This is a genomic window from Streptomyces sp. NPDC002795, from assembly GCF_042888725.1.
Lineage (GTDB): Bacteria > Actinomycetota > Actinomycetes > Streptomycetales > Streptomycetaceae > Streptomyces.
On sequence record NZ_JBIAQB010000006.1, the window covers coordinates 149,328 to 174,981 of the forward strand.

At 72.1% G+C, this 25,654-nt stretch carries 23 protein-coding genes; 15 read left to right on the forward strand and 8 right to left on the reverse strand.

The window, feature by feature from the left end; all coding sequences use genetic code 11:
* Position 1: 1 nt before the first annotated feature.
* The 3 genes from ACFYWS_RS19430 to ACFYWS_RS19440 form a co-directional block, all read right to left on the reverse strand.
* Entirely contained in the window at positions 2-1,171 is a 1,170-nt protein-coding gene (locus ACFYWS_RS19430; protein WP_389277741.1) for an ROK family protein, read from the reverse strand.
* Positions 1,172-1,319: 148 nt separating this feature from the next.
* Entirely contained in the window at positions 1,320-2,210 is an 891-nt protein-coding gene (locus tag ACFYWS_RS19435; protein WP_389277744.1) for an aldo/keto reductase, read from the reverse strand.
* 84 nt (positions 2,211-2,294) lie between these two features.
* Entirely contained in the window at positions 2,295-2,831 is a 537-nt protein-coding gene (locus tag ACFYWS_RS19440) for an HNH endonuclease (protein ID WP_389277747.1), read from the reverse strand.
* Positions 2,832-3,147: 316 nt separating this feature from the next.
* Between ACFYWS_RS19440 and ACFYWS_RS19445 the strand changes: the two genes are divergently transcribed.
* Positions 3,148-4,221 carry a mechanosensitive ion channel family protein gene (locus ACFYWS_RS19445; protein WP_389277750.1) on the forward strand — a complete coding sequence of 358 codons (1,074 nt, stop codon included), beginning with the start codon at positions 3,148-3,150 and terminating at the stop codon, positions 4,219-4,221.
* A gap of 22 nt (positions 4,222-4,243) precedes the next feature.
* On the opposite strand, the gene ACFYWS_RS19450 is transcribed toward ACFYWS_RS19445, so the two are convergent.
* Entirely contained in the window at positions 4,244-7,228 is a 2,985-nt protein-coding gene (locus tag ACFYWS_RS19450) for a beta-N-acetylglucosaminidase domain-containing protein (RefSeq protein ID WP_389278832.1), read from the reverse strand.
* Positions 7,229-7,487: 259 nt separating this feature from the next.
* On the opposite strand from ACFYWS_RS19450, the gene ACFYWS_RS19455 reads away from it, so the two are divergent.
* The 9 genes from ACFYWS_RS19455 (at position 7,488) to ACFYWS_RS19495 (ending at position 16,780) form a co-directional block, all read left to right on the forward strand.
* On the forward strand, positions 7,488-7,724 hold the full coding sequence (locus tag ACFYWS_RS19455; RefSeq protein ID WP_389277753.1) for a hypothetical protein: 237 nt from the start codon (positions 7,488-7,490) through the stop codon (positions 7,722-7,724).
* A 4-nt stretch (positions 7,725-7,728) separates the two neighbouring features.
* On the forward strand, positions 7,729-9,768 hold the full coding sequence (malQ, locus tag ACFYWS_RS19460; protein ID WP_389277756.1) for a 4-alpha-glucanotransferase: 2,040 nt from the start codon (positions 7,729-7,731) through the stop codon (positions 9,766-9,768).
* Between the two features lie 20 nt (positions 9,769-9,788).
* Entirely contained in the window at positions 9,789-10,028 is a 240-nt protein-coding gene (locus ACFYWS_RS19465; RefSeq protein ID WP_385769334.1) for a hypothetical protein, read from the forward strand.
* A gap of 127 nt (positions 10,029-10,155) precedes the next feature.
* A complete protein-coding gene (locus ACFYWS_RS19470; protein ID WP_389277760.1) occupies positions 10,156-11,640 on the forward strand; it encodes an FAD-dependent monooxygenase in 1,485 nt (494 codons plus the stop codon).
* A gap of 44 nt (positions 11,641-11,684) precedes the next feature.
* On the forward strand, positions 11,685-12,947 hold the full coding sequence (locus tag ACFYWS_RS19475) for a histidine kinase (RefSeq protein WP_389277763.1): 1,263 nt from the start codon (positions 11,685-11,687) through the stop codon (positions 12,945-12,947).
* Positions 12,911-13,555: a response regulator gene (locus ACFYWS_RS19480; protein ID WP_389277765.1), complete on the forward strand. Its 645-nt coding sequence runs from the start codon at positions 12,911-12,913 to the stop codon at positions 13,553-13,555. Before ACFYWS_RS19475 ends, ACFYWS_RS19480 begins: the two co-directional genes overlap by 37 nt.
* Before the next feature lie 122 nt (positions 13,556-13,677).
* Positions 13,678-14,649 (forward strand): DMT family transporter, encoded by a 972-nt coding sequence (locus ACFYWS_RS19485; protein WP_389277768.1) that lies wholly within the window; start codon positions 13,678-13,680, stop codon positions 14,647-14,649.
* 47 nt (positions 14,650-14,696) lie between these two features.
* Positions 14,697-15,683, forward strand: a complete 987-nt coding sequence (locus ACFYWS_RS19490; protein WP_389277771.1) for an alpha/beta hydrolase — start codon at positions 14,697-14,699, stop codon at positions 15,681-15,683.
* 173 nt (positions 15,684-15,856) lie between these two features.
* Positions 15,857-16,780, forward strand: a complete 924-nt coding sequence (locus ACFYWS_RS19495) for an arsenic resistance protein (RefSeq protein ID WP_389278835.1) — start codon at positions 15,857-15,859, stop codon at positions 16,778-16,780.
* An 8-nt stretch (positions 16,781-16,788) separates the two neighbouring features.
* Here ACFYWS_RS19495 and ACFYWS_RS19500 read toward each other — a convergent pair whose 3' ends face one another.
* A complete protein-coding gene (locus ACFYWS_RS19500) occupies positions 16,789-17,253 on the reverse strand; it encodes a GNAT family N-acetyltransferase (RefSeq protein WP_389277774.1) in 465 nt (154 codons plus the stop codon).
* Positions 17,254-17,297: 44 nt separating this feature from the next.
* Here ACFYWS_RS19500 and ACFYWS_RS19505 point away from each other — a divergent pair, with 44 nt between their 5' ends.
* Both ACFYWS_RS19505 and alc read left to right on the forward strand, forming a co-directional pair.
* On the forward strand, positions 17,298-18,215 hold the full coding sequence (locus ACFYWS_RS19505; protein WP_389277777.1) for a LysR family transcriptional regulator: 918 nt from the start codon (positions 17,298-17,300) through the stop codon (positions 18,213-18,215).
* 79 nt (positions 18,216-18,294) lie between these two features.
* On the forward strand, positions 18,295-19,434 hold the full coding sequence (gene alc, locus ACFYWS_RS19510; protein ID WP_389277780.1) for an allantoicase: 1,140 nt from the start codon (positions 18,295-18,297) through the stop codon (positions 19,432-19,434).
* A gap of 22 nt (positions 19,435-19,456) precedes the next feature.
* Here alc and ACFYWS_RS19515 read toward each other — a convergent pair whose 3' ends face one another.
* Entirely contained in the window at positions 19,457-19,729 is a 273-nt protein-coding gene (locus tag ACFYWS_RS19515) for a DUF6332 family protein (RefSeq protein ID WP_389277783.1), read from the reverse strand.
* Positions 19,730-19,915: 186 nt separating this feature from the next.
* Positions 19,916-22,489, reverse strand: a complete 2,574-nt coding sequence (pepN, locus tag ACFYWS_RS19520; protein WP_389277786.1) for an aminopeptidase N — start codon at positions 22,487-22,489, stop codon at positions 19,916-19,918.
* 124 nt (positions 22,490-22,613) lie between these two features.
* Between pepN and ACFYWS_RS19525 the strand changes: the two genes are divergently transcribed.
* A complete protein-coding gene (locus ACFYWS_RS19525; RefSeq protein WP_389277789.1) occupies positions 22,614-23,120 on the forward strand; it encodes a DUF1203 domain-containing protein in 507 nt (168 codons plus the stop codon).
* Positions 23,121-23,189: 69 nt separating this feature from the next.
* On the opposite strand, the gene ACFYWS_RS19530 is transcribed toward ACFYWS_RS19525, so the two are convergent.
* Positions 23,190-24,209 (reverse strand): aspartate-semialdehyde dehydrogenase, encoded by a 1,020-nt coding sequence (locus ACFYWS_RS19530; protein WP_389277792.1) that lies wholly within the window; start codon positions 24,207-24,209, stop codon positions 23,190-23,192.
* A gap of 197 nt (positions 24,210-24,406) precedes the next feature.
* On the opposite strand from ACFYWS_RS19530, the gene ACFYWS_RS19535 reads away from it, so the two are divergent.
* Positions 24,407-24,922, forward strand: a complete 516-nt coding sequence (locus ACFYWS_RS19535; protein WP_389277795.1) for a sigma-70 family RNA polymerase sigma factor — start codon at positions 24,407-24,409, stop codon at positions 24,920-24,922.
* A gap of 1 nt (position 24,923) precedes the next feature.
* On the forward strand, positions 24,924-25,622 hold the full coding sequence (locus ACFYWS_RS19540) for a hypothetical protein (RefSeq protein ID WP_389277798.1): 699 nt from the start codon (positions 24,924-24,926) through the stop codon (positions 25,620-25,622).
* Positions 25,623-25,654: the final 32 nt, after the last annotated feature.

Genomic DNA, 25,654 nt, shown 5'->3' on the forward strand with positions numbered 1-25,654 from the left:
GCTACGCGGGGGTGCTGGTGTCGAAGACGGTGGCGCGGGCCTGGGTGAGGGCGGTGCGCAGGGCGCCGGTGAGGATGGGGTCGCCGGCCAGGTCGCTGATCCGCAACTGGGGGCGGGGCAGGGCGAGTCCGGTGAGCTGTTCCTCGACCCGCTCACGCAGGGCGTCGCCGCCGGCCCGGGCCACCTGCCCCGACAGGACGACGAGTTCGGGGTCGACGACGGCGACGACGGCGGCGAGCCCGGTGGCGAGCCGCCGGGCGACCTCGTCGAGAACGTCCCGCTCGCCGAGCGCCTCACCCAAGTCCTTGACGCCACCGGCGAGTTCGCGGACCGCGGCGGCGGCGACGAGGCTCTGCAACCCGCCACCCCCGTCCGACCGGGCCACGGCGCCGGACCCGCCGCGCGCCAGGGGAGCCCCCGGCAGCGGCATGTACCCGATCTCACCGGCACCACCGGTGGCCCCACGCAACAGTCGGCCCCCGAGCACGATCGCGGCGCCCACGCCCTCGTCGACGTACGCGAGCACGAAGTCGTCGTGGTCCTGGGCGGCGCCCTCGTACTGCTCGGCGATCGCGGCGAGGTTGACGTCGTTCTCGATGGAGACGGGGGTGCCGAGGACCTTGGCGAGGTCGTCGCGCAGGGTGCGGGAGTGCCAGCCCGGCAGGTGCGGGGCGTAGCGGAGCTGCCCGGTGTGCGGGTCGATGGCGCCGGGGGTGCCGATGACGGTGGCGGTCAGGTCGCCGTGCCCGAGCCCCGCCTGGCGCAGCGCCCCTTCGGTGGCCTCGGCGACGAGCTGGGCGGTGCGGTGCCGCACGTCCTCGCTCACGGCGTCGGCCTCGATGCGGCGGCGGCCGCGTTCGGCGCCGGTGATGTCGGCGACGACGGCGGTGATGCCGGTCGGGTCGGCGGAGAGGGCGGCGACGTGCGCGGCGCCGGGATCGATCTCGTACAGCAGGGCGTTGGGCCCCGGGCGGCCGGTCTGGCTGCCGGTGGTCCGTACGAGCCCGGCGGTTTCGAGCCGGCCGAGCAGCTGTGAGGTCGTGGGCTTGGAGAGCCCGGTCAGCTCACCGATCCGGGTGCGGGTGAGCGGGCCGTGGGCGACGAGGAGGTCGAGCGCGGCGCGGTCGTTCATGGCGCGCAGGACGCTGGGGGTGCCGGGGGTGGCAGCCATCGCGGGGACCCGCCTCCTCGTCCTCGTACTGTTAGGAAACTTTCCTATCGGGGTGCGAGGAACGTAAGACGGTGGGGAAGGGGTCGTCAATAGGGGGCGGCTGGCGGGCTACCAAGTTGTTATCTGGCCAACGGGTGCGCGGGGCTGGTCAGTCGGCCTGCTCGGTGGGCTCGCCCGGCTTGGCCAGTCGGTCGAGTCGTGCGCGCTGGTCCGGGGTCAACCGCAAGCGCTCCGCCGCGACGTTCTCCTCAAGGTGACCGATCCGGGCGGTGCCCGGGATCGGGAGGACGACCGGCGAGTGGCCGAGGAGCCAGGCGAGTGCGACCTGGGTCGGCGTGCCGCCGGTCTCGGCCGCCACGGCGGCGACCTCCGCACGCGCCCCCGACTCGCCCCACGCGACCGTGCGCCACGGCAGAAAAGCGATCCCGGCCGCCTCGCACGCGGCGAGCACGGGCTCATGCTCGCGGTCCAGCAGGTTGTAGCGGTTCTGCACACTCGCCACGGCGACAACCTCCCGCGCCTGCGCGAGTTCGGTCACGGTGACCTCGGACAGCCCGATCCGCCCGATCTTCCCCTCGTCCCGGAGGTCCCGCAGCGTCCCGAGCTGCTCGACGAGCGGTGTCCCCGGGTCGATCCGGTGCAGCTGAAGCAGCTCGATCCGCTCGACGCGGAGCCGGCGCAGGGCGTGGTGAACCTGGTCGCGCAGCACTTCCGGCCGCCCGTTGAGCTCCCACTCACCCGACTCGACCGACCGGGCGACGCCGACCTTCGTCGTGACGACCAGCCCGTGCGGGTACGGGTGGAGCGCCTCGGCGAGCAGTTCCTCGTTGGCCCCGCCGCCGTACAGATGGGCGGTGTCGATCAGGGTGACGCCCAGCTCGACGGCGCGCCGGGCCACGGCGACGGCGCCCTCCCGCGCCGAACCGGTCTCGGTCGGCAGATGCATGGCCCCGAACCCGAGCCGCCGCACCTCCAGATCCCCACCGATCCTGAAGCGCCCCACCGCCACCTCCGCCACCTCCGTCACTTGGAGCAGCATCGGGACTGTGACGGCAAACGCCAAGAATGTCGGAGTTGGCCGGCACAGTCCCGATACCGCACACACAAAAACCCGGATCGAAGGTCAGGCTGAGATGCCTTCGATCCGGGCCAGGGCCTCGTCCGCGCCGAACGGCTGCAAGTACGGCAGCCAGCGCGGATCCCTATGCCCGGTCCCGATGATGCGCCAGGCCAGGCCCGACGGCGGAGCCGGCTTGTGGCGCAGGCGCCAGCCGATCTCCACCAGGTGCCGGTCGGCCTTGGTGTGGTTGCAGCGGCGGCACGACGCCACCACGTTCTCCCAGGCGTGCTGACCCCCGCGGCTCTTCGGAATCACGTGGTCGACGCTGGTTGCGACGCCACCGCAGTACATGCACCGGCCGCCGTCACGGGCGAACAGTGCGCGTCGGGTCAGAGGAACGGGCCCCCGGTAGGGAACCCGGACGAACCGCTTGAGCCGGACGACGCTGGGGGCGGCGACAGTACGTTTCGCGCTGTGCATGAAGGCGCCGGACTCCTCGAGGCACGTGGCCTTGTTCTCGAGGACGAGTACGAGCGCGCGGCGGAGCGGTACGACGCCGAGGGGCTCGTACGACGCGTTGAGGACCAGGACATGCGGCACGGATGCCTCCTTGTACGCCGGCGGCGCGTGGCTCGCGCCGGGACGATCTCCTAGCCAGTCTCCCCTCACGGCTGGTCATGGCGCCACCATGTCCGCGTAACGGCCTTGGAGTGTTTTCGACCACACACTCCTTCATTCCCCGCCCGGACCCGGTGGAGACCCATGGCGCGCCGCGCGGCTTCGAGTGAGCACTGTCTCTCCCTCGAACATGACGATGATCCACACACAATGCCCCGTTAGTGTGGTGGTTCTGCCCGCTCCTGTCCCCGAGCATCGCCGCGAGGCGGGCGGATGGCTACGCCTGGAGGTACCTGCCGTGATCTTGTCCGTCCTGTCGGATGCGGGGGCGAGCGACGCCTCGTCCGACCCCGACAAACACACCCTCAAGGACGCCCAGGAGCAGGCTGGACAGGCCGCCAGCTGGGTCGAGCAGAACTGGTCGGCCTGGCTGAGCATCGGCCTGCGGATCCTGCTGATCGTCGTCATCGCCTTCGTGCTGCGCGCCGTGATACGCCGCACGATCACGAAGTTCGTCGACCGGATGAACCGCCGCGGCGAGAGCGGCGCCACGTCCGCGCTCGGTGGTCTTCTTGTGAACACCGAGCGACGCCGCCAGCGTTCGGAGGCCATCGGCAGCGTGCTGCGCTCCGTGGCCTCGTTCGTGATCCTGGGCACCGCGGCCCTCATGGTGCTCGGCGCCTTCAAGATCAACCTCGCACCGCTGCTCGCCTCCGCGGGTGTGGCCGGTGTGGCCATCGGTTTCGGTGCGCGCAACCTGGTCACCGACTTCCTCTCCGGCGTCTTCATGATCCTGGAGGACCAGTACGGCGTCGGGGACACGATCGACGCGGGCGTCGCCTCCGGCGAGGTCATCGAGGTCGGCCTGCGCGTGACGAAGCTGCGGGGCGACGAGGGTGAGATCTGGTACGTGCGCAACGGCGAGGTCAAGCGGATCGGCAACCTCTCCCAGGGCTGGTCGACCGCGACCGTCGACGTCACCGTCCGCGCCGACGAGGACCTCGACAAGGTCAAGGCGACGCTGACCGAGGTCGCCGAGTCCATGAGCAAGGCCGAGCCGTGGAACGAGATGCTGTGGGGCCCGATCGAGGTGCTCGGCCTGGACAGCGTGCTGCTCGACTCCATGGTGGTGGGCGTCTCCGCCAAGACCATGCCCGGCAAGTCCCTGACCATCTCGCGCGAACTGCGCTGGCGCATCAAACGCGCCTTCGACGAGGCGGGCATCCGCATCGTCGGCGGAGTCCCCGTCCAGGTGGCGGGCGAGGCCGCGGACCCGTCGGCCGGAGTATCCGCCCCGTCGGCCTACGCGTCGGCCACGTCACCCCAGTCCCTCGCGGCGTCGCCGATCCCGCCGGCGAATCTTTCGAAGTAGGCGTCGCCGCTACGGGAAGGCGTCAGCCCCGCCCGTCCCCCGCCACCCCGTACGCCCCCACGCTCCACAGCGAGAACCCGTACTGCGTGGCCCTCTTGTCGCCCACGACCCGTACGAAACGCACGTCCTTCGCGTCCATGCGGACCGACTCGTGGCCGCCCTGGCCGTCCCGGACGGTTGCCGCGGTGCGCCAGGTGCGGCCGTCGGGGGAGGTCTGGACGCGGTAGTGCTTGGCGTAGGCGTCCTGCCAGTGGAGGGTGACCAGGCCGAGGCGGGTGGGCTTGGTGAGTTCCACCTGCCACCATTCGCCGTTCTTCACGGGGGAGGACCAACGGGTCGACGGCTTGCCGTCGTTGGCGGCCTTCGCCGGGAAGTCCGGGGTCTCGTCCGCCGAGGAGGAGGCCTTGCCGGAGCGGGCCAGGTCGGGGCCCGACGTGCGGGGGTAGGCGCGCACCGAGAAGGTGCGGGTCTCGTCGCCGAACCGCAAGGCGACCTCGTACGTGCCCGCGGGCGTGTTCGCCGGGACCGTCACCTCGATCGGCACGTCCACCTTTGTGCCGCGCGGGAGTTCGGACTGGTGCGGGAGGTCGACCTTGATGCCGTGCGGGGCCTTCGTCGTCAGGCGGCCGCGTACGTCGCCGGGGCGCTGCGCCGTCAGGTGGGCCGTGAGCCGCTGGGGCGGGCCGCCGATCTCCGCGTCGGTCTCGGTGCGGGACAGGGAGACGGAGGCCGCGGGGGAGTCCGCGTACCAGGGGACCATGTGGGCCACCGTGGCGTGCGGCGCGCCTGTGACGCGTACCGCGTTCGCGTGGGTGTTGTGCGCGTCCAGTTCCGTGAAGCCGCCGGCCGCGAGCGCGCCGATTCGCTTCCAGCCCTCGCCGGGGACGTGCGCCTCGACCGTGCCCGAGGTGCCGGGGTCCGCGAGGACCGTGACGGTGGACAGGGCGCGGGGGCGCGGGAGTTCGGCCTTCGCGCCCTTCGAGGCGTCCGCGCGGTCCGTGCCCGACCAGGAGGCGAACTCCTTCTCGGCGCGCGCCAGGAACGGGGCGAGGACTCCCTTGCCGACCGTGACGCTCGACGTGTCCAGGTCCTCGCGGAGGCCGGCCAGGCGGCGCGCCGCCTTCCACGCCGCCGCCTTGTCGCCCTTGCTCGCCGCCTCCAGCATGTCGACCGCGGCCTCGCCCGCCTGTCCGTAGCGGCCCAACTTGTCGGCCCAGGGCCGGACTTCGGAGCCAAGTTCCGTGTCGTCGAGGGCCGAAGGCGTGCGGCGCATCTGAGTGAACGCCTCGCGCAGAGCCGCCGCCGCCTTCTTGGTGCTGTCCGCGTCCGTCGTCGTGCGCGCCTTCCGGAGCGCCGAGACCAGCGGCTTCAGATACGCCGACTCGTCCGCACCGAGCACCGACGACGCGTCGTTGCCCGCGAGGGCGGCGAGCGCCTCCTCGGTCCGCCTGTCGCCGTCCGCCAGATCGTCGATCGCCGCCCGCCAGGACTCCTGCGCCCGGTAGTCGCGCGGGTTCCAGGCGTAGTCCGCGGTCGTGAACAGCGGGATGCGGGAGGCCGCGGGCTGCTCCATGGCCGTCGCGAGGACCGCCGCCGAGCCGGAGGCGACCGCCGGTTCGCGGCCCATGTACGGGCCCAGGAATATCCGGTCCTGCGCGTAGTCGTTGACCGGGTAGTTGTCCATCGTGAGCAGCTTGTGCCCGCCGCCGAACGCGCTCTGCACGCCCGCCAGTTCACCGCCGGTGATCGTGCGCGGCACCACGCCGACGCCCGTCCACGCGACCTCCACCGCGTCGTCCAGATCGCGGGCGAGCGCCGTCCGGTACTCCGTCGTGCCGTCCTGGTAGAACTCGGTCGGCATCAGGGACAGCGGCCCGCCGCCCGGGTGCCGGGCCGCCAGGTGCTTCGCCACCGCGTTCGCGACCTTCGCCTGCGCCTTCGCCGCGGAATCCGGCCCCGAGCCGAACTCCCGCGCGTCCGACTCGCAGTGCCACTCGCTGTACGACACGTCCTGGAACTGGAGCTGGAAGGCCCGCACCCCGAGCGCCCACATCGCGTCGAGCTTGCGGGTGAGCGTCCTGATGTCGTCCGGCGACGACATGCACATCGCCTGGCCCGGAGCCACCGCCCAGCCGAGTGTCACGTGGTTGGCGCGGGCCCGCTCCGCGAGCCTGCGGAAGTCGGCGCGCTGGGCGGCCGGGTACGTCTCGCGCCAGCGGGCCTGGCGGTACAGGTCGTCGCCGGGCGCGTACAGATAGCGGTTCTGCTTCGTGCGGCCCATGAAGTCGAGCTGCTCCAGGCGCTGCTCCGTCGTCCACGGCGTGCCGTAGAACCCCTCGGTCAGCCCGCGGACCGCCGTGCCCGGCCAGTCCCGTACGACGACGCCCGCGATGCTTCGCCCGTCGATCAGCTGCCGGAACGTCTGCGCCGCGTGGAACAGGCCGTCGTCGCCCACGCCCTCGATGGCGACGGTCGGCGTCCCCGCCGCGCGGCCCACGGCGAGCCGGTAGCCGCCGGACGGCAGATCGCCACGGGCGCTCGCGCCGAGGTCGCGCAGGGTCGCGTCGAGCGGGCCCGCCCTCCCCTTGCTCCTGCCGGAGTCGGGCCGGTAGTCGCCCGCGCCCGACCTGGTCTGCGGGGACTCGGAGGCGAGCCGCACCACGAGCCGCGCGTCGCCGGGCACGTCGTCCTCGGTGTGGACCTGCCGGATGTCCCGCGCCCCCGCGTCCCCGAGCGTCTTGCGCAGCGCGTCCACGGCGTACGGGTCGGAGCCCGGCGGCACCAGGAGCGTCACCTGGTCCGGGATCGTGATCCCGTCCGCTTCGTCCGAAGCCTTGAGGGACTGCGGCCGCGGCCACACCGCGGGCAGCTTCGCGTCCGGCTTCAGGTCGCCCGTGGTCGTCCCCGGCCTCGGGGGAGCGGCCGCGGCCCCCGTGGCCCCGCCCAGCGTCCCGGCGATGACGGCGACCGCGAGGGCGGCCGCCCTCTTCCTGCGCCGGAGCTGCACGGCGTACTCCTCGATGGTTCGAACCTGACTCAAGAGGCACAAGGATAGAAGGGAGACAGCCGTCAAGGGGCGCGAACCGGCCCTACCGACGAGTTGCCTGGTCGGGCGGGACTTTTTTCGGCTGTTCAGGTCTCCTGGAGGAGTTCCTTTCGTTGTACATGCTGTGACCAGTAACACGTTGTTCCGTGAAAAAGGTCTGCGGCTGTAGCTTCTGGGTAGGGCTTTCGACTCCCGACGCCTTACGACGAAGGAGGCCCCCGTGGCCGCATCAGCTCAGCTCCTGCTCTCGGCCCTCTCCAAACAGGCGGACCTCAGCATGATCGACGACGCCGACGTCACCAGCACCTGTTCCTTCGAAGCGCCCCTCACCAGCGAGCCCGCCTTCGCGGACTACGCCCCCCTGACTTCCGAGCCGCCCATGAACGACGAGGCGCCGCTCACCTCCGAGCCCACCGCGAACGGCCTCGCCGCGGGCTGCCCGAGCGGCCTCGCCTGAGCCCATGACCCTGGCCCGGCTCGCCGCGCAGCACGGAGTGGCCACGTCCTACTCCCCGGCGCCGGGCCGCACCGTCCACGCCTCGGAGACGGCGGTGACGGCTGCCCTCACCGCGCTCGGCGTGGACGTGACCACCGACCAGGCAGACCCGCCCGAGCGGCTGCTGCCGCCGACGGTTGTGGTGTGGGCCGACGGAAGCGTCCCGCGCTGGGTGGCGGGCCTGCCCCAAGGGGCCGAGCTGCGGCTGCGGCCGGAGGGCGGGGACCGCTTCGACCCCTGGGACCCGGGCACCGCGCCGCCGCCCGGCGCGCACCGGCTGCGCGTCGCCATGCCCGACGGGCGGGCCGCCGAGGCCCATCTGATCGCCGCGCCGCCCACCGCCCCGGCCCCGCCGCGCACCCACGGCCTGCTGGTCCAGCTCTACTCGCTGCTCTCCACCCGCTCCTGGGGCATGGGCGACCTCGCCGACCTGGCCGACCTGGCGTCCTGGTCGGCCCGCACCCACGGCACCGGGTTCCTCCAGGTCAACCCGCTGCACGCGGCGGTCCCCGCCGGGCCCGACGGCGGCACCGACCCCTCCCCGTACCGCCCCTCATCGCGCCGCTTCCCCGACCCCGTCCATCTGCGGGTCGAGGACATCCCCGAGTACGCGTACGTCCCTCAGCACGCCAGGGAGGCCGCCCGGCTGCGCGAGGGGGTGCTCGCCAAGGGCGAGTTGATCGACCGGGACGCGGTGTGGGCGCTGAAGCGGTCGGCGCTCGAAGCGATCCACGAGGTGCCGCTCACGCCCGGCCGCCGCGCCTCCTACTGCGATTTCCTCGCCGCACAGGGCGCCGCCCTTGAGGACCACGCCACGTACTGCGCGCTCGCCGAGGTGCACGGCCCCGACTGGCACACCTGGCCGGCCGCCCTCCAGGACCCGCGCTCGGCGGCCACCGAGCGCGCCCGCCGGGAGCTGATGGACCGCGTCGACCTCCACTCACACCTCGCCTGGCTCACGGACGGGCAGCTCGCCGCCGCGCAGCGTGCGGCGCGCGAGGCCGGCATGCCGATCGGGCTCGTGCACGACCTCGCCGTCGGCGTGCATCCCGGCGGCGCCGACGCGTGGGCGCAGCGCGACATCTTCGCGCAGGGCATCAGCGTGGGCGCGCCCCCGGACGCGTTCAACGCGCGCGGCCAGGACTGGGGCCTGCCGCCCTGGCGCCCCGACCGCCTCGCCGAGACCGGCTACGCCGCCTTCCGCGACCTGCTCCGCAATCTGATGCGGCACGCGGGTGCCGTCCGCATCGACCACGTGATGGGCCTGTTCCGGCTCTGGTGGATCCCGGAGGGCGAGCCCCCGACCGAGGGCACCTACGTCCACTACGACGCCGAGGCCATGCTCGCCGTGCTGCTCCTGGAGGCGTCGCGCTCGGGCACGTACGTCATCGGGGAGGACCTCGGCACCGTCGAGCCGGGGGTGCGCGGGACGCTGCACGCGCGCGGGGTGCTCGGCACGTCCGTGCTGTGGTTCGAGCGCGACTGGGAGGGCGACGGGCGGCCCGTCCCCGCCGAGGCGTGGCGCACGGACTGTGTCGCCACCGCCACCACCCACGACCTGCCGTCCACCGCCGCCCGCCTGAGCGGCGACGACGTACGGCTGCGCGAGCGGCTCGGTCTGTCGACGGCGAGCGGGGCGGAGGCGGCGGCCGAGATGGCGGAGTGGCTCGCCCTGTTCGCCCGGATGGGCCTGCTCGCGCACGGGACGAACGACGAGGAGGAGGCGGTGCGGGCCGTCCACCGGTTCCTGTTGCGCACGCCCGCCCGGATGACCGGGGTGTGGCTGCCCGACCTGGTGGGTGACAGACGCCCGCAGAACCTGCCGGGCACCTGGACCGAGTACCCGAACTGGCGGCTGCCCGTCGCCGACGCCGGGGGCCGGCCCGTCACCCTGGAGGAACTGGCCGCGTCGCCCCGCGCGCACGCCGTGTTGAGCGTGTTCGGGGAAGCGGATGCGCAAGCGGATGTGCCCCTTACAGGCCCCCCGGACGCGCGGCCCGTTTAGGCGTTCGCTACGTTGGGCTCGTGGACAAGAAGAACGCCCTGCGCGCCGGCGCCCTGGCCTCCGGTACGACGCTGATGATGCTGCTGATGTCGTCCCCCGCGCTCGCGCTCACGCGCGACGACGGCGACGACCCGGGTACCGGCCTGAGCGTGATCGAGACGCTCGGCCTCTACGTGGTGACGCCGATCGTGCTGTTCCTGGTGATCGCCGGTCTGGTCGCGCTGGGCGACAAGTCCCGCAAGCAGCCGAAGCAGGGCTGACACCCGGCTTCCCCAAGGTTTCCCCGTCGAGGGCACCCGTCGCGTTCGGTCGCGGCGGGTGCCCTCGACGCGTCTGTACGGGCAGGATGGGCGGGTCGATCCGGGCGGCACCGCTTCTGGAGGCCTTATGGACAGCACTGGCTCATCGCACGGCACAAGCTCAGTGATCGTGGTCGGCGCGGGCCCGACCGGACTGCTGCTCGCGGGGGACCTCGCCGCGGCGGGTGTTCCCGTCACCCTCGTCGAGCGGCGGCCCCACCAGATCAGCAACCTCTCCCGCGCCTTCGCCGTGCACGCCCGCACGCTGGAACAACTCGACGCGCGGGGCCTCGCCGACGAGCTGGAGACCAAGGGCCAACAGCTGCAAAGGCTGCGCCTGTTCGGCAGCCTGGTCCTCGAACTGGCCGAACTGCCCTCGCGCTTCAACCACCTCCTCGTCGTCCCGCAGTACGAGGTCGAGAAGCTCCTGGAGCGGCGGGCCGTCGACGCCGGGGTCACCTTCGCGTACGAGAACGAGGTGACGGGCCTGGCGCAGGACGCGGACGGCGTCACGCTCCACGTACGCACGCAGGGGGAGTCGAAGGACCTGCGCGCGGCGTACGTCGTCGGCACCGACGGAATGCGCAGCTCCGTGCGGACGGCGGTGGGCCTTCCGTTCCCCGGCAGGTCCGTCATCCGCTCGGTCGTCCTCGCCGACGTACGGCTCGGCGAGCAGCCCGACAACGTACTCACCGTGAACACGGTCGGCGACGCCTTCGCCTTCATCGCCCCGTTCGGTGACGGCTACTACCGGGTGATCGCCTGGAACCGGGCGCACGACGTGTCCGACGACGCACCGCTCGACCTCGAAGAGATCAAGGAAACCGCCCGGCTGGCCCTCGGCCGGGACTACGGCATGCACGACGCCCGCTGGATGTCCCGCTTCCACAGCGACGAACGCCAGGCGCCGAAGTACCGCGTGGGCCGGGTGCTGCTCGCAGGGGACGCCGCCCACGTGCACACCCCGGCGGGCGGCCAGGGCATGAACACAGGACTTCAGGACGCGGCGAACCTCGGCTGGAAACTGGCGGCGGTCGCGAGCGGCCGCGCGTCCGAAGAACTCCTCGACACCTACGAGGCGGAACGCCATCCTGTCGGCAAGGCGGTGCTGCGCAGCAGCGGCGGCCTGGTCCGCCTGGCGATGGCCAAGCGCCCCTGGACGCTCGCGGCGCGCTCGGCCCTCGCCACCGCGGTGACCCGCGCACGGCCCGCCCGCGCCCGCGCCGTCGGCCAGATCACCGGCATCGGCTTCCGCTACCCGGCCCCCAGGGGCGCCCACCCGCTCGTCGGCAGGCGCGTCCCCGACGTCGCGTTGCAGGGCGGCACCCGGCTCTACGAGGCCCTGCGCGCGGGCGAGTTCGTCCTGATCCTGCCTCAGGGGTCCCCGGACAAGCTGGACGGCGTGCGGGTCGCCCACTGGGCGAGCGAGAGGCGCACCGCGCTCCTGGTGCGGCCCGACGGATACGCGGCGTGGGCCCGGGACGCGGGCGACGAGGGCGCGGAAGGGGAAGCGGATGGGGGAGTTAAGTCCACCGACGTCCCCGAGGTGTTCGCCGGATACTCATTGCGGTAACGGCAAGTAGCCGAAGGCGCGGTCGAGTCGGGGGAGCTGGGGACATGAAGCGGGTCGAGGCGGTCAGGCGGTGCCACCAGCTGTGGTGGCTGTCCATGGTGGCGCTGCACTGGTCGACGATGGTGCACATCGCGGTGTGGACACCGGTCCCGGGCCTGCTGCCCTGGGCCGCGGCGGGCACACGCCGCGTCGTGGACCGCGAGCGGGCCCTCGCGGCCGCGTGGTCGGGCATCACCGTCGAGGCGGCGCCCGCGCCGGTGACCGGGAGGGACAAGGAGCGCTTCGGGCCGCTCGCCCGCTACCGCTGGGTGTTCGGGGACGCCCAGCGGTTCCGCGAGTGGCGCTGGACCACGATGTACGCGTTCGTCGGCGGCCTCATCGCCTGCGTTCCCGGGGCGCTCGTCCTCTTCGGACTGTGGGGCCTCTTCCTCGCCGTCTTCGGCTCGTACCTGGCCCAGAACGCGGGCTGGGACGGCCTCTGGTACATGTTCCTGCACGTCCAGGACGTCCCGACGGGCCTGATGGCGGGGCTGCTCGGCCTCGTCATCGGGAAGACCGGACTGTGGCTCGCGCCCGGCACGGTCGACCGCCACGCCCGCTTCGTCCACGCCACGCTCTCCCCGAGCGAGCAGGAGCTGATGGCGGCCCGCATCGCCCACCTGTCCGCGACCCGCACCGACGCCGTGGACACCTCCGCCGCCGAGCTGCGCCGCATCGAGCGGGACCTGCACGACGGGGCGCAGGCCCGCCTCGTCGCGATGGGCATGACCCTGGACGCCGCCGAGCACCGTCTGAACGACGACCCGGAAGCCGTCAGGGCGCTGCTCGCGGAGGCCCGTGCCTCCTCGTCCGCGGCGCTCCAGGAACTGCGCGACCTGGTGCGCGGCATCCACCCGCCGGTTCTCGCCGACCGTGGACTCGCCGACGCCGTACGGTCGTTGGCGCTGCTCAGCCCGCTGGCGGCGGAGGTCACGGCAGACCTTCCGGCCCGTCTTGAGCCTCCGGTCGAATCGGCGGTCTACTTCGCGATCGCCGAGACCGTCACCAACGCGGCCAAGCACGCGGAGGCCGAGCGCCTGTGGATCGACATCGCCTACGACGGGGGGACCTGTGCCCTGCGCGTCGGCGTCACCGACGACGGCCGCGGCGGCGCCGACCCGGCCAGGGGAAGCGGTCTCGCCGGCATCGAGCGGCGGCTCGCCACCTTCGACGGCGTCCTCGCCGTCAACAGTCCGGCCGGTGGTCCGACCCAGATCTCCATGGAGGTGCCGTGCGCGTTGTCGTCGCCGAAGACCACTTCCTGCTGAGGGACGGTCTCGTGCGGCTCCTCGGCGCGTACGACCACGAGGTGGTCGCCGCCGTGGACAACGGCCAGGAGCTGCGCAAGGCCCTCGTCGCCGAGCGTCCCGACGTCGCGATCGTCGACGTACGGCTGCCGCCGGACTTCAGCGACGAGGGCCTGCGCGCGGCCCTCGAAGCCCGCGAACAGGTCCCGGGGCTCCCGGTGTTGCTGCTCTCGCAATACGTGGAACCCCTGTACGCGCGGGAGTTGCTGGCGGACGGCGCGGGGGCGGTCGGCTATGTGCTGAAGGACCGGGTCACGAACGGGTCCGAGTTCCTGCGCACCATCCACCAGGTGGCGGGCGGCGGCACGGTCATGGACCCCGAGGTGGTGTCGAAACTGCTCGCCCGCAAGGTCCGTGACCAGCGGCTCGGCTCCCTGACGGGCCGGGAGCGCGAGGTGCTGGCGCTGCTCGCGCAGGGCAGGTCGAACGCGGGGGTGGCGGAGTCCCTGGTCGTCACGGAGAAGGCCGTCACCAAGCACATCGGCAACATCTTCACGAAGCTCGGCCTGTATCCGGGGGAGAGCGACAACCGGCGGGTGCTGGCGGTACTGGCGTACCTGGAGGGCTAGCCAAACGTTCAGTGGTTCTGAATGTAAGTGGCGAAACTTTTCGATGGACGTGATGGGTGGGGCGCTGCGACGGTGACGGGGCAACCGAACCCGATCGTGCATCGTGAGAGGCCCCCACCCTGATGGCAGTCCTGGACCGTACCCGCAGCCGCACCCGAACCCCGGTGGAGCCGAAAGTGATCGGTGGGCTCGGTGTCGGCCTCGCGCTCGCCGCGCTCGCCACGGTCGTCTGGTCCGGCAGCTTCGTCACCGCGCGCGGACTGCACGACAGTGTGCCGCCGATCCAGCACGCGTTCTGGCGCTGGGTGGTGGCGATCGTGGCGGTGGCGCCGTTCGGGGCGCGGGCGGCGTGGCGCGAACGGGCCGCGCTGCGAAGGCACTTGGGGTTCGTGGCGCTGGCCTCGCTGCTCGGCATCGCGACGTACAACACCCTCGTCAACCAGGCCGGCATGACGACCTCCGCAGGCAACATGGGCATGATCATGGCCGCGTCGCCGGTGCTCATGGCGGTGTACGAGCGGCTCGGCGGGGCGCGGCTCGGGGTGCGCCGGGTGACCGGAACTCTCGTTGCCTGTACGGGAGTTGCCCTCCTGGTGAGCAAGGGCTCCCTCACACCCGACTTCGCGCCCGGCGATCTGTGGGTGGTCGCGGCGGCCTGCTGCTTCGGCTCGTACAGCGCGCTGCTGCGCCGCAAGCCGCGCGAACTCGGCGGCGTCGCCTTTCTGTTCGCGACCTTCGTGCTCGGCGCGCTGATGCTGCTGCCCGTGTACGCGGCGAGCGTGGCGGTGCAGGGCGGCTTCGAGGTGCGGGCCGGCACGGCGCTGCCGCTGCTGTACGTGGGCGTGGTGTCGTCGGCGGTCGCCTTCTTCGCGTGGAACAAGGCGATCGCGCTGGTGGGTGCGGCGCGGGCGGGGGTCGTGTACTACCTGCAGCCGGTGTGCGTGGCGGGGCTGTCGTACGTCGTCCTCGGGGAGTCGATGGGGTGGGCGCAGGTGGGGTGCATGGCGCTGATTCTCGGTGGGGTGGTGCTGGCGTCGGTCGCCTCGCCACGGTTTGCCGGAACGGCAACAAAGCCGGAGGGTGGGCGGTCGTAGCGGCAGGATCGAGGGTGTCGTGAGGTTCCCATGAGCTGGAGGAAGCGATGCCTGACGTGTTGCATGACCTGCCCGAACCGATCCACCGCCTCGTGCCCTCGCCGGCCGGCCGCATCCACCTCGTGGAGCAGGGGGCGGGCCCGCTGGTCCTGCTCCTGCACGGCTTCCCGGAATCCTGGTACTCGTGGCGGCGCCAGCTTCCGGCGCTCGCCGCCGCCGGGTACCGGGCGGTCGCGATCGACGTGCGCGGGTACGGGCGGTCCTCGCGGCCGGACGACATCGCCGCGTACCGGATGCTGGAGCTCGTCGAGGACAACGTCGCCGTGGTGCGGGCCCTCGGTGAGGAGTCGGCGGTCGTGATCGGCCACGACTGGGGTGCGAACATCGCGGCCACGTCGGCGCTTGTCCATCCGGACGTCTTCCGGGCGGTCGGCCTGCTCAGCGTGCCGTACGCGCCGCGGGGCGGGCCGCGGCCCAGTGAGGTGTTCGCGGGGATGGGCGGGGGTGCGGAGGAGTTCTACGTCTCGTACTTCCAGGAGCCGGGGCGCGCGGAGGCGGAGATCGAGCCGGACGTACGGGGGTGGCTGGGCGGGATCTACGCGGCGCTGTCCGGCGACGCAGTGCCGGGGGCGGGTGCTGGTGACCCGCACTTCGTCGTGCGGGGCGGGCGGATGCGGGACCGGTTCCCGGCTGGGCTTCCCGGGTGGCTGAGTGAGGCCGAACTCGACGTGTATGCGGGGGAGTTCGAGCGTACGGGGATGGGGGGTGCGCTTGCCCGGTACCGGAACATGGACCGGGACTGGGAGGACCTGGAGGCGTACGACGGGGCGGCGATCGGGCAGCCGTCGTTGTTCATCGGGGGTGGGCGGGACGCGTCTACGGTGTGGCTGGCCGAGGCGATTGAGGCGTATCCGGTGACGTTGCCGGGGCTTGTCGGGGCGCATGTCCTGGACGGGGCGGGGCATTGGCTTCAGCAGGAACGTGCGGTGGAGGTCAACGGGCTGTTGGTGGAGTGGCTGCGGCAGCTTCGGTAGCGGCCGACCGTCCCCCGGCCACGGGGCTCCGCCCCGGACCCCGCGCCTCAAACGCCGGCGGGGCTGGAAAGCTCGGGGCTCCGCCCGGACCCCGCTGCTCAATCGCCGCAGGGGCTTGAAATGCCCCCGGTGCCGGTGTGGGTAGCGTCGGGGGCGTGAATGTGACGGGTTGGATGGAGCGGCACCAGGTGCCGGTGTACCTGGGGGCCATGGTGGCCGGAGGCATCGTCGGGGGTGTCGCCCCCGGTGCCGGGGGCGGGTTCGAGAGGGCCATCAACCCCGTCCTCGCCGCCCTCCTCTACGTGACCTTTCTCCAGGTCCCCGCCGCGCAACTGCTCCGGTCCCTGCGCGCGGGCCGCTTCCTCGCCGCCGCGCTCACGGTCAACTTCCTCGTCGTCCCGCTCGTCGTCGCCGCCATGTTCACGTTCCTGCCCGACGACCGCGCCGTACGCCTCGGCGTGCTGCTCGTGCTGCTCTGCCCGTGCGTCGACTACGTGATCGTCTTCAGCGGACTCGCGGGCGCCGACAGCCGGCGGCTGCTCGCCGCGACCCCGTTGCTGCTGCTCGCGCAGATGGTGCTGCTGCCGGGGTATCTGTACCTGTTCATGGGGGCCGGTCTTGGCGATGTCGTGGCGGCGGGGCCGTTCGTCGAGGCGTTCCTCACGCTCATCGTCGTGCCGCTCGCCCTCGCCTGGCTCACCCAGGCGTGCCCGGCCGGGCGGCGCGTCTCCGACGCGGTGGGCGTCACGATGGTGCCGCTCATGGCCGCGACCCTGCTCACCGTCGTCGCCTCCCAGATCCCGAAGCTGGACGACAACGTCGGGGACGTGGCGCGCGTGGTGCCGTTCTATGTCGTGTTCCTGCTGGTGATGGCGTTCGCGGGGCGCGCCGTTGCCCGCATCTACCGGCTCGACGTGCCGTCCGGCCGGGCGGTCGTCTTCACCGGCGCCACCCGCAACTCCCTCGTCGTCCTGCCCCTGGCCCTGTCCCTGCCGGACCCGCTGGCCGTCGCCGCGGTGGTGGTCGTCACCCAGACACTGGTCGAGGTGGTCGGCATGGTGATCTACGTACGGGCGGTCCCGCGACTGCTCGCCTGACCTGACCGTCACAGCGACAGTTCCATCAAGGGAAGCGTGCGGCCCGGGATCGAGCCCGACGGGATCACCCCCGCGTGCCGCCCGCCCATCGCCTCGTAGAACGGGACCGCGTTCGGGTCCGCCGCCCAGCTCACCTTCATGAACCCGGCCTCGCGTGCCGTGTCCCGCAGGTGCGCGAAGAGGAGCCGGCCCACCCCGAGGCCGATCGCGTCGGGGTCCACGAACATCAGGCCCAGCTCGCCCACCGGCGGAGCTCCTTCGAGGGTCACCAGGCCGATGAGCCGGCCGTCCCCGTCCTCGGCGACGGTCGTGCGGCGGCGCGTGACCTCGGAAGGGCGCAGCGTCAGCTCGTCCACGCACGCGGCCATGAACGCCTCGTCGTAGCCCCAGTGCGCCTTCGAGCGCAGCGCGAGGGCCGACAGTCGCGCCGCCTCGTCGGGGCGGGCCGGGCGGAGGTGCGCGGAGTGTGCCATGAGGTGAGCGTAGAGCGGGCCCGCGAGCGGATACGTTGTGGCGTATGAGCAGCAGTGAGAAGCGAGTGCCGGGGCCCGACCGGTGGGACGTGAAGAAGCTGGTGATTCTGCGCACCCTGCGGGAGTGCGGCACCGTCACCGCCACCGCGCAGACGCTGCTCATGACGCCGTCCGCCGTCTCGCAGCAGCTCACCAACCTCGCCAAGCAGCTCGGCGTGCCGCTCCTGGAGGCGCAGGGGCGGCGGGTACGCCTTACCGACGCCGCGCAGCTCGTGCTGCGGCACGCGGAGGTCGTTTTCGCCCAACTGGAGCGCGCTGACGCCGAGTTGGCGCAGTGGGTGCACGGTGAGACGGGGACGGTGCGGGTCGCCGCGTTCTCCACCGCCGTGCCCGCTCTCGTGGTGCCCGCCGTGCGGCAGCTGCGCTCGGCGTACCCCGGCATCACCGTGCGGGTGCGGGAGGCGGAGGCCGGGGAGGCGTACGAGCTGCTCGCCTCCGGGGACGTGGATCTCGCCCTGTCGCTGGCCGCGCACGCGCCGACCCCCCGCGACCCCAAGTTCACACGCGTGCCGCTGCTCGCCGACCCGCTGGACGTCGCGCTGCCGGTGGGGCACCCGCTGGCGAACGAGCCGGGGCTCAGGCTCGCCGATCTCGCCGGTGAGCCGTGGATCTTCGGCGGCTCCGGGCCCTGGTCGGAGATCACGACGGCCGCGTGCGAGGCCGCCGGGTTCGTGCCGGAGCAGGCGCACAGCGCGGCCGGGTGGACCGCGATCCTGGCCATGGTCGAGGCCGGGATGGGGGTCGCGCTGGTGCCGCGGATGGCGGCGGCGCGCCGGGACGGCGTCGTGATGTGCCCGCTCGGCGCGGACCGTCCCGTACGGCATGTGGTGGCGGCCGTACGGAAGGGCTCGGAGGAGGGGACCGCGGTGCGGCGCGTGCTGGAAGCCCTGACCGTTCAGTAAAAGACCGTTCAGTAAAAGTGAAAGGCCACCTCGAAAACTTTCGCTGGACCTTCGGCTTGTCGCGCGCGACAGTGGGCCCATGACCCAGACGACACCCGCCCCGGACGCCCAGGACCAGGACCCGCACGCCAACGACGCCGCCCCCTACGGAGGCGGCGACCCGTACGCCGACTACCGCACCTTCGGTGACGCCGACACCTTCACCGACCTCGTCGACCTCGCCGACCGGCGGCTCGGCGGCGGAGTCATCGCCGCGAACGACGAGTTCTTCGCGATGCGCGAGAACCTGCTGCTGCGCCACCGTGCGGTGTTCGACCCGGAGCACTTCGGGCACAAGGGCAAGGTCATGGACGGCTGGGAGACCCGCAGGCGGAGGGGGACTGCGGACTCCCCGTTCCCGGCACCGGAGGAGCACGACTGGGCCATCGTGCGGCTCGGCGCGCCCGGCGTGATCCGCGGCGTGATCGTCGACACCGCCCACTTCCGCGGCAACTACCCGCAGAAGGTGAGCATCCAGGCCACGAACGTGCCGGGTGCCCCCGGCCCCGCGGAGCTGCTCGCCGACGACGTGAAGTGGGAGGAGATCGTCCCGAAGAGCCAGGTCAAGGGCCACGCGGCGAACGCCTTCACGATCACGAGCGAGCGCCGCTACACGCACCTGCGCGTCTGCCAGCACCCCGACGGCGGCATCGCCCGCCTGCGCGTGCACGGCGAGGTCGTCCCGGACCCCGAGTGGCTCGACCTGCTCGGCACGTTCGACCTGGCGTCGGTGCTCAACGGCGGTTCCTACGAGGACGCGTCCGACAAGTTCTACTCCTCGCCGACGCAGATCATCCTGCCGGGCACGTCGCAGAAGATGGACGACGGCTGGGAGAACCGCCGTCGCCGTGTCCGCGGCACCAACGACTGGGTCCGCTTCCGCCTCGCGGCGCAGGGCACGATCCGCGCCGTCGAGATCGACACGGCGTACCTGAAGGGCAACTCCGCCGGCTGGATCGCGCTGAGCGGCCGCGACGGCGAGACCGGCGAGTGGTTCGAGATCATTCCGCGCACCAAGCTGGAGCCCGACACCCTGCACCGCTTCCCGCTCCCCGAGGAGGCCGTGGCCACCCACGTACGCCTCGACGCGTTCCCCGACGGGGGCGTCGCCCGGATGCGTGTGCACGGGTCGCTGACGGAGGCGGGCCGCGAGGCGCTCCGCGACCGCTTCACGCAGTAACCACCCCCGTACGTACGGGACTTCACCGCCCGAGGCGGCGCTCCTGGTCGAACCGGCGCAGCACACGCACGATGTGTGCCACGCCGACGAGGCCGCCGAGCGCCGCCCCGGCGCGTTTCAGCACACTTCCGGTGCCGGCGGACAACTCCCAGATCCAGTACGGCGCGACGACGACGCCGAAGACGGCGCCCGCGAGGACCGCTCCGCTCACCAGCGCGAAGACGATCTCCACCGTCATCGCGTCCTTCTCCACCCGCGACTCCCGCCCGGCCCCCATGCGCCAAGTCTCACTCACAGGCCGGCATTTTGGGGGCGCGGGGAACTGCGCAATCCCCCCACGCGACTGGCAGCCGTCGCAGAGACGCATCGCCAGCGGCGAGAGACGCGCCTTCAGGGGCGCGGGGAACTGCGCAAGACGCGCGCGCAGCGCAAGCGAACGGGGGCGTCGGTCACATGTGACCGACGCCCCCGTTCCCGCCGACTACGCGTCAGCGGCTTGCGCCTTCAGCGCGCGCTCCACGCCCGCCCGCGACTCCGACACGAGCCTGCGCAGCGCCGCGCTCGGCTCCGCGGACGACAGCCACGCGTCCGTCGCGGTCAGCGTCTCCCGCGTGACCTGGATCGACGGGTAGAGGCCGATCGCGATCTGCTGCGCCATCTCGTGGGAGCGGGAGTCCCACACGGACTTCAGCGCCGCGAAGTACTTCTCCGTGTACGGCGCGAGCAGCTCACGCTGGTCGGTCTGGACGAAGCCGCCGATCACCGCTTCCTGCACCGCGTTCGGCAGCTTGTCGGTCTCGACGACCGAGGCCCACGCCTCCGCCTTGGCCTCGGGGGTCGGCCGCGCCGCGCGGGCGCTGGCCGCGTGCCGCTCACCGGCCGCCGTCCTGTCCCGCTCGTACTCCGCGGCGATCTCCGCCTCGTCGTGGCGCCCGACCGCCGCGAGCCGCTGGACGAACGCCCAGCGCAGCTCGGTGTCGACGGCAAGTCCCTCGATCGTCTGGGATCCCTCCAACAGGGCGTCGAGGAGGTCGAGCTGCTCCGGCGTACGGGCGCTGGCCGCGAACGCGCGGGCCCACGCCAGCTGGTGGTCACTGCCCGCCTCCGCCGTCCGCAGGTGGGTGAGCGCCGCCTCGGTCCAGCGGGTGAGCAGCGCGTCCCGGTGGGCGGGCGCCGCGTACAGGTCGACGGCGAGCTTCACCTGACGGTGCAGCGACTGCACGACGCCGATGTCGGACTCCTTGCCGACTCCGCTGAGCACCAGGTCCAGGTACGCGCTGGTCGACAGCTCGGCGTCGCGCGTCATGTCCCAGGCGGAGGCCCAGCACAGCGCGCGCGGCAGCGAGGCCTCGAAGTCGCCGAGGTGCTGCGTGACGAAGGCCAGGGACTCCTCGTCGAGGCGGACCTTCGCGTACGACAGGTCGTCGTCGTTGAGCAGGATCACTGAGGGGCGGCGCTTGCCGACCAGCTGCGGAACCTGCGTCGACTCCGTCGCCGTGACGTCGAGTTCGACGCGCTCGCCGCGCAGCAGCTTCCCGGTCTCCTCGTCGAGGTCGTAGAAGCCGATGGCGATGCGGTGCGGCCGCAGCGTCGCCTCGCCCTTGGCGCCCTCGGGGAGCGCCGGGGCCTCCTGCCGTACGGCGAACGAGGTGATGACGCCAGCGCCATCGGTCTCGATCTCCGGGCGCAGGATGTTGATGCCGGCCGTCTCCAGCCACGCCTTCGACCAGGACTTCAGGTCACGCCCGCTGGTCTCCTCAAGCGCGCCGAGGAGGTCGGAGAGGCGCGTGTTCCCGAACGCGTGCCGCTTGAAGTACGCCTGCACGCCCTGGAAGAACTCGTCCATGCCTACGTACGCGACGAGCTGCTTCAGGACGCTCGCGCCCTTCGCGTACGTGATCCCGTCGAAGTTGACGAGCACGTCGTCGAGGTCGCTGATGTCCGCCATGATCGGGTGCGTGGACGGCAGTTGGTCCTGCCGGTACGCCCACGTCTTCATCTGGTTGGCGAACGTCGTCCACGAGTGCGGCCACTTCGAGCCCGGCGCGTACGCCTGGCAGGCGGCCTCGGCGAACGTGGCGAACGACTCGTTCAGCCACAGGTCGTTCCACCACTCCATGGTGACCAGGTCGCCGAACCACATGTGGGCCAGCTCGTGCAGGATCGTCGCTGCCCGCACCTCGTACGCGGCGTCGGTCACCTTCGACCGGAACACGTACTGGTCGCGAATGGTGACGGCGCCCGCGTTCTCCATGGCCCCGGCGTTGAACTCGGGCACGAACAGCTGGTCGTACTTGGCGAAGGGGTACGCGTAGTCGAACTTCTCCTGGAACCAGTCGAAGCCCTGCCGCGTCACCTCGAAGATCGCGTCCGAGTCGAGGAACTCGGCGAGCGAGGGCCGGCAGTAGATGGCCAGCGGCACGCTCTGGCCGGTCTCCGCGTTCTCGTACGAGGAGTGCACCGAGTGGTACGGGCCGACGATCAGCGCCGTGATGTACGTCGAGATGCGCGGCGTCGGCTCGAAGGCCCAGACGTCGTCCTTCGGCTCCGGCGTCGGGGAGTTGGAGATCACGGTCCAGCCGCTGGGCGCCTTCACCGTGAACCGGAACGTGCCCTTGAGGTCCGGCTGCTCGAAGCTCGCGAACACGCGGCGCGCGTCCGGGACCTCGAACTGCGTGTACAGATACGCCTGTTGGTCGACGGGGTCGACGAACCGGTGCAGCCCCTCGCCCGTGTTCGTGTACGCGCAGTCGGCGACGACCCTCAGCTCGTTCGGCCCCGCCTCCAGGTGCTTCAGCGCGATCCGCGCGTCACGGAAGACGGCGGCGACGTCCAGCGAACGGCCGTTGAGCACCACCTCGTGCACGGCGTCGGCGACGAGATCGATGAACGATTCGGCGCCCGCCTCCGCGCTGTCGAAGCGCACGGTGGTCGCCGACCGGAACGTGCCGCCCTCCTGCGCGCCGGAGAGGTCGAGATCGATCTCGTACGAGTCAACGGTGAGCAGCTTGGCCCGCTGCTGCGCCTCTTCACGGGTCAGATTGGTGCCAGGCACGCGGTCATCTCCTATTAAGCGGTCTACGTTTGCGACGTTTCCGGTCATCCTTCCACGCGGGGTACGCGAAGGCGATGTCCGTTTCCCGCCGGTGAACACGCGCGCCCGGAACGACTCTGGACCCATGACCAGGTACACGGCACTCCCCATCACCCCCACGGCCCTCAAGGAACTCCGAGCCACCGACGACTCGGGCCGCGCCATGCGCCCGTTCACCGCGACGGGGGACGCGTCGGTCGGCTCGCCGCTGCGCTGTTGCCTGCGCCCCATCGCCGAGGGCGAGCGCGTCGCCCTCGTCTCGTACGCGCCGCTGCGCCGCTGGGCGGCCGAGACGGGCGCGACCCCCGGCGCGTACGACGAGCAGGGCCCGGTCTTCATCCACGCCGAGGACTGCGGCGGTTGCGCAGCGGAGGACCGCTACCCCTTCGACCGGCCCGGAGCGCGGCGCACCGTCCGGCGCTACGACGCCCGCGGGCACATCGTCGGCGGCGCGCTCCTGGAGATCCCTCAGGAGACGACGGCCGGCTTCGACGCGGCCTTCGACGAGGCGTTCAGCGACCCGCGTGTGGTGCACGTGCACGTACGGGCGCTGGAGTACGGGTGTTACCACTTCGCGGTGCGGCGGCCCTGACCGGCCGCGTCCGCGAAAGGGGGCGGTCACCTCGAACGGTGACCGCCCCCTTGGGCTGCGTACAGCGGCCTACTTGGCCGACAGCTCCTGCGCGACCAGCTCCGCGATCTGCACCGCGTTCAGCGCGGCGCCCTTGCGGAGGTTGTCGTTGGAGATGAACAGCGCCAGGCCGTTCTCCAGCGTCTCGTCGTTGCGGATGCGGCCCACGTACGACGGGTCCTTGCCGGCGGCCTGAAGCGGCGTCGGAATGTCGGAGAGCTCGACGCCGTCCGCGGCCGCGAGCAGCTCCGTGGCGCGCTCCGGGCTGATCGGGCGGGCGAAGCGGGCGTTGACCTGGAGGGAGTGGCCCGAGAAGACGGGGACACGGACGCAGGTGCCGGAGACCTTCAGCTCCGGGATCTCCAGGATCTTGCGGGACTCGTTGCGGAGCTTCTGCTCCTCGTCCGTCTCGTTCAGACCGTCGTCGACGATCGCGCCGGCCATCGGCAGCACGTTGAACGCGATGGGCCGCTTGTAGACGTCCGGCTCGGGGAAGTCGACCGCCTCGCCGTCGTGCGTCAGCTTGTCGGCCTCCGCGATCACCTTCTGCGCCTGGCCGTGCAGCTCGGCCACGCCCGCGAGACCGGAACCGGACACCGCCTGGTACGTGGCGACGGTCAGGGCCTCAAGACCCGCCTCGTCGTGCAGCGGACGGAGCACCGGCATCGCGGCCATCGTCGTGCAGTTCGGGTTCGCGATGATGCCCTTGGGGCGGTTCGCGATCGCGTGCGGGTTGACCTCGGAGACGACGAGCGGGACCTCGGGGTCCTTGCGCCAGGCCGAGGAGTTGTCGATCACGACGGGGCCCTGGGCGGCGACCTTCTCGGCGAGGGCCTTGGAGGTGGCGCCACCGGCGGAGAACAGCACGATGTCGAGACCGCTGTAGTCGGCCGTCGACGCGTCCTCGATCGTCACGCCGTCCAGCACCTTGCCGGCGCTGCGGGCCGAGGCGAACAGGCGCAGCTCGTCGATCGGGAAGTCCCGCTCGACGAGGATCTTGCGCATGACCGTGCCGACCTGACCGGTGGCTCCGACGATTCCGACCTTCACAGGGTCCTCCGTGCTTTCGTGTGTCCGCGCGACCGGCCGTCCGGCCTCGCGGGTGTGTCCATGATGCGTCTGTCCACGCCCGGCTTGTCCAATCCATTGTCCGGGTTCCGGGACGGTATGGCGCCTGCCACAGTTTCGCGTGAACGTTTCCGGCGCCCGCGGCGTCGTAGGACGTACGCGGGGAGGGGAGGCGCCGAGTGCTGCGCAGAAAACCGAGGGGTCGCCCTGACGACCCCCTGGAAGCGGCCGTCGAGGACCGGGTGCGCGCCGTGCTGTCCCTCGGCGGGGTGCCGTACGCGGATCTGCCGGACGGCGTGCAGCAGGTACGGCTCCGGTTGCTGGAGCGGGCCGCGAAGGGGCAGGAGGCACCCCGCGACGTCTCGGCGTGGGCCGCGGTCGTCGCCTCGAACCTCGCCATGGACTGGCACCGGGCGCGGCGCCGCCAGGAACGCCTCGGGGAGCGGCTCGCCGCGCTGCGCCAGGAGGACACCCGCGACGCGGCCGACACCCGTGTGCTGTCGATGGCCGTGGCCCAGGGCCTCGACCAGCTCCCGGACGAGCAGCGGCAGGTGGTCGTGCTGCGCTTCTACGCGGATCTGCCGGTGCGGGACATCGCGGCGGAACTGGGCGTCCCGGAGGGCACCGTCAAGAGCCGCCTGCACACGGCGGTGCGGATGCTGCGGGTGCGGCTGCGCGAAGGGGAGGTGGTGTGACGTGAACGACGCCGAGTCCGATGACCGGCTGCTGATGCTGGCCGTGACCGGGGAGCCACTGCCGGACGACGACCCCGACGCGGCGGCCGTCGCGTCGGATGTCGCGCTGCTGCGGGAACAGGTACGGGGCCTCGGCGACGCGCTGGCGTCCCGCCCGGAGCCGGTGCGGGTGCCACCGCCTGTGCCGGTACGCCGCCGGCGCCCGCTGCGGCTCGCGTTCGGCGGGCTCGTCGCGGCCTGCGCGGCCTCGCTCTTCGGGGGCCTTGTGTGGCTCGGGGTGAGCGCGCCGGGCGGCGACGGGGACTCCGGAGCGTCCGACAAGTCGGTGGCCGACAGCGGCAAGTCCGCCTCCTCCACCGCGACGCACATCGCGTGTTCGCGGGTCCTGGTGGAGGGCCGGGTGACCAGCGTCACCGCACGCGACGACGGCGACGTCCGCGTCGTCCTCAAGGTCAAGCGCTACTACCGCCCCGAGCGCCCGGTCCGGGACCACCCCACGATCGCGGTGACGCTGGACGGCACGGCCCGGCAGGACCTCAAGCCCGGCACGTACACACTGATCCGCACACCGGTCCACCCCGAGGACCGCCAGGACTGGGAAACCGGCTGGGGCGTCGCCGACGCACGAAAGGACATCCTGCGCGCGCTGCCGGAGGCACGGGGGCTGAAGTGCCCCCAACCAAGCCCCGCCGGCGATTGAGGCGCACGGAGGGGCGGCCACCTACGGGTGAC

Excerpts from the sequence above, each read along its gene's own strand:
- ACFYWS_RS19430 (WP_389277741.1), bottom strand. The coding sequence starts at position 1,171 with ATGGCTGCCACCCCCGGCACCCCCAGCGTCCTGCGCGCCATGAACGAC.
- ACFYWS_RS19435 (WP_389277744.1), bottom strand. The coding sequence starts at position 2,210 with ATGCTGCTCCAAGTGACGGAGGTGGCGGAGGTGGCGGTGGGGCGCTTC.
- malQ (WP_389277756.1), top strand. The coding sequence starts at position 7,729 with ATGACCCTGGCCCGGCTCGCCGCGCAGCACGGAGTGGCCACGTCCTAC.
- ACFYWS_RS19470 (WP_389277760.1), top strand. The coding sequence starts at position 10,156 with ATGGACAGCACTGGCTCATCGCACGGCACAAGCTCAGTGATCGTGGTC.
- ACFYWS_RS19475 (WP_389277763.1), top strand. The coding sequence starts at position 11,685 with ATGAAGCGGGTCGAGGCGGTCAGGCGGTGCCACCAGCTGTGGTGGCTG.
- ACFYWS_RS19485 (WP_389277768.1), top strand. The coding sequence starts at position 13,678 with ATGGCAGTCCTGGACCGTACCCGCAGCCGCACCCGAACCCCGGTGGAG.
- ACFYWS_RS19490 (WP_389277771.1), top strand. The coding sequence starts at position 14,697 with ATGCCTGACGTGTTGCATGACCTGCCCGAACCGATCCACCGCCTCGTG.
- ACFYWS_RS19495 (WP_389278835.1), top strand. The coding sequence starts at position 15,857 with ATGGAGCGGCACCAGGTGCCGGTGTACCTGGGGGCCATGGTGGCCGGA.
- ACFYWS_RS19500 (WP_389277774.1), bottom strand. The coding sequence starts at position 17,253 with ATGGCACACTCCGCGCACCTCCGCCCGGCCCGCCCCGACGAGGCGGCG.
- ACFYWS_RS19505 (WP_389277777.1), top strand. The coding sequence starts at position 17,298 with ATGAGCAGCAGTGAGAAGCGAGTGCCGGGGCCCGACCGGTGGGACGTG.
- alc (WP_389277780.1), top strand. The coding sequence starts at position 18,295 with ATGACCCAGACGACACCCGCCCCGGACGCCCAGGACCAGGACCCGCAC.
- ACFYWS_RS19525 (WP_389277789.1), top strand. The coding sequence starts at position 22,614 with ATGACCAGGTACACGGCACTCCCCATCACCCCCACGGCCCTCAAGGAA.